Annotated in this window: 3 protein-coding genes and 1 pseudogene; all 4 read right to left on the minus strand. The window is 69.3% G+C overall.

Annotated elements, in window-relative coordinates:
- Positions 1-514: pseudogene (locus ACTS11_RS17490) on the minus strand (CpaF family protein); the annotation flags it as partial.
- A 43-nt stretch (positions 515-557) separates the two neighbouring features.
- A complete protein-coding gene (locus tag ACTS11_RS17495) occupies positions 558-1814 on the minus strand; it encodes an AAA family ATPase (RefSeq protein WP_442641576.1) in 1257 nt (418 codons plus the stop codon).
- A gap of 284 nt (positions 1815-2098) precedes the next feature.
- The gene (locus ACTS11_RS17500) at positions 2099-2767 is read right to left on the minus strand and encodes an OmpA family protein (protein ID WP_442641577.1); all 669 of its coding nucleotides are present in this window, start codon (positions 2765-2767) and stop codon (positions 2099-2101) included.
- Between the two features lie 11 nt (positions 2768-2778).
- On the minus strand, positions 2779-3335 hold a 557-nt coding region (locus ACTS11_RS17505), incomplete at its 5' end, for a type II and III secretion system protein family protein (protein WP_442641578.1).

Genomic DNA, 3335 nt, shown 5'->3' on the forward strand with positions numbered 1-3335 from the left:
CCAGCCGGCCCGCGCGTTCCACGAAGATGCGGTTGGGGCCGTTCACCAGGATGTCGTTGACGCTCTCGTCCTTCAGAAGCGGCTCGAGCGGGCCGAGACCCGTCACCTCGTCGAAGAGCTCGACGTTCAGCATCTGCCGGTCTTCGCGGTTGAGAACGACGCCCAGCTCGGCCAGCTGCTCGCTGGTGATGGCGTTGATCTCGGCGCGGAGCTCGCTTTCCTTCGCCGTCTCGAGGGCGGAGAGGTTCAGGTTGTCGAGCAGACGGTGGTGCATCTCCGTCTTGAGTTCGTCGAGCCGCTGGCGGCGCTTGAAATCCTTCTCGTCGCCGCCGCCCGTTCCCGCGAGGTCGGCCTTGGGCACTGCGGCGACCGTCTGAGGCTTGCGCGCGGCCTTGGGCGTGTCGCCCGACTCGTCCGGCCCCTCGGATACGGGGGGGCGCGCCTCGGTCTTCGCGGCGGGCGTGGGCTCGGCCGCGTCGGGCTTGGATCCGGGTTTGCGGTATTTCGAGAACATCGGCTGCCTTCCCTGGGGTTGTCCGGGCCATGCGGCCCGGTCGTCACTTGCTCGCGCGGAGGTCGGCGACCATCGCCTGGTGCAGGCCCTGCGCCAGCTTCGCGATTTCCTTGCGCGTCGGGTTCTTGCGGAACGCCTCGGCCAGCGGCTGGCCATTGTCGCCGGCCTGCTGGATCTGCTTGCCGCCGTCGGGCAGGTGGATCTTGATCTCCACCCCGAGGCTCTCGGCGAGCTTCTTGATCCGGCCCTTGCCGGTCAGGTCCATGCCGCCCGGCGCCTTGTTGAGGACGTACTGCACCTTCTCGAGCGGCAGGTCCTCGGCGCGCAGCGCCTTGATGAAGCGCATCGCGTCCTGCGCCGAGCGCAGGTCGAGCTCCATCGTCGCGAAGAAGATGTCGGCGCGGCTCAGCACCGCCTCGGTCCAGACCACGAGGCTCCGCGGCATGTCGATCACGACGATGTCGAAGCACTGCCGCGCCAGGTTGACGATGGCCTCCACCTCGGCGGGGCCCATGATGTCGAGCGGCAGGATCTCGGGCGGCGCGGTGAAGACCGACAGCCGGTCGCCGTAGCCCACGAGCGCCTGCTTGAAGGCGTCCACGTCCATCGTGTGGGCGTCCTGCAGGAACTCGACCACCACCTCGCGGCGGGGCAGGTCGAGATAGGTCGCGACCGAGCCGTATTGCAGGTCGAAGTCCATGAGGCAGACGCTCGGCGGTTTCTTCTTGTCCACCGTCGCCAGTTCCCAGGCGAGGTTGACCGCGAAGGTCGTGGCGCCGGTGCCGCCCGCGAGGTTCTGAACCGCGAAGACGGCGCCCTGGCCCTCCATCGTCGGCTTGGCGTTGGGCGCGCCCTTCGGCGTCGCATCCGCGGCCGCGCCGGGATCGGCCGCCATCGTCTTGATCCGCTCGATCGAATCGTGCAGCGCACCGTCCGAGAGCGGGTAGGGCAGGAAGTCGTCCGCGCCGAGGCGCAGGAGCTGGTGCAGCGTCGCGGGCGAGACGCCGTCGGCCACGAGGATCACCCGGATGCCGCGCGTCTTCGCGGTGCGGATCACCTCTCCGAGCAGGCCCACGTCGGCCTCGTCCTCGCTGGTGATCGCGAGCGCGATGAACACGAGATCATCGGCCTCGGGCTGCTGGAGAAAGGCTCGCGCCTCCTCGAAGCCGAGGTCGCCCCAGCCTTCGCCGAGCTCGGCCTCCATGTCCTCGATCAGCAGATCGAAGCGATGCACGTTACGCGACACCGTGCAGGCGATCACGGGCGCCGGTTCGGTTTGCAGTGCCAGTCCGCTACTCATCCTCATCATCCCAGCTCTGCCCGGGTCATCCGGGTCGTGTTCTGACGGAGGCGGCGAAATCCGGCCCCCGCAGCCGGTCCGGGGAAGCGTCGCGCGCTTCCGCAGATGGACCGAGCCGCAGGCGAACCTGACGGTCAAAAGGGGCAACAATAGGACGAAAAAGGGGGATTAGGTTTACGTCTTGCGGAGATTCCCGTCGAGGCCGGGGCCGGGGCGGGGGCGGGCGCGGCAAAGAAAAAGGGCCCGCGTTGCGGGCCCCTTCCGGTGTGCTGGCGTGGCGTGCCTCAGCCGCCGCCACCCGTCGTCGCCGGCGCGCCCGACGCGACGTAGGAGCGGTAGACGATGCGGGCGTATTCGCCGTCGAGCACCAGCGGATGGCTCTGCACGAAGCCCGTGACGCGGGTGACGGTGCGCCGGTTGCGAACCTCCTCGGCCTCGGTCAGCACGACGGGCTGCGACTCGCCGAAGGAGACCAGCGCCTCGAGCCGCGAGCGATCGACGCCCTGGCTCACGATGTAGTCGACCGCGGCGCGTGCACGGCGCAGGCCGAGGCGCTGGTTGTAGGCGCGGCTTCCGACGAGGTCGGTGTGCCCGTAGACGGAGAACCGCACCTCGGGGAAGTGCCGGATGAAGGCCGCCTGCTCGCGCAGGATGGCGCGGGCCTCGTCGTCCAGCATCGCCGAGTTGAAGGCGAAGTTGATCGTCGTCGGCACCCTCTCGGCGAAGCGCTCGCCGAGGACTTCCGCATAGGACAGCTCGCCCGACTGCAGCATGATGTTGGTCATCGTCGGGTTGCCGAAGGCGCCCTCGTCGAGTTCCGAGCCGAGGCCCCGGCTGTCGTCGAAGAGGTCCTCGCAGCCCGCCAGCGTGACGACGAGGGCGAGGGCCACGCCACCGGCCGCGATGCGGCGCAGGAGCGGCGTGGGGGAGGCGGGGTTCGTGAGACTGCGCATCTGGTCTCTCCTCAATCCATCACGTAGCCGTAGGAGCCGGTGAAGTCCTGCTGGGCGACATCGCCCGCCGCGGTGCCGGGACGGGGCCGGCCCGCCACGCGCCCGTGCAGGAAGAGGTCGGCCTCCGTCGGGATCGTCACCCGGTCGGTCGGCAGCGCCAGCGCCTCGCCGCGCACCGGGTTCACCAGGTGGGCGGTGACGATGATGACGAGTTCCGTCTGCTCGCGCTGGTAGCTCGCCGAGCGGAACAGGGCGCCCAGGATCGGCAGGTCGCCGAGCCACGGCACCTGGCCCACCGCGTCGCGGAAATCGTCCTGCAGGAGGCCCGCGATGGCGAAGCTCTCGCCGTCGCGCAGCTCGACCGTGGTCGAGGCGCGGCGGGTGTTGAGCGAGGGGATCTCCGCGCCGCCGCCGAGCTGGATGTTCGCGGCGATCGAGGAGACCTCGGCGTTCAGTTGCAGGTTGATGATCTCGCCGTCAACGACCGTGGGGGTGAACTGCATGTTCACCCCGAAAGGCTTGAACCCGATGCCCACGCCCTCGTCGCTGCGGGCCGGGGACGGGGATT

Origin of the sequence: Roseicyclus sp. (genome assembly GCF_052168335.1) — a bacterium.
In the GTDB taxonomy this organism is placed as follows: domain Bacteria; phylum Pseudomonadota; class Alphaproteobacteria; order Rhodobacterales; family Rhodobacteraceae; genus Roseibacterium.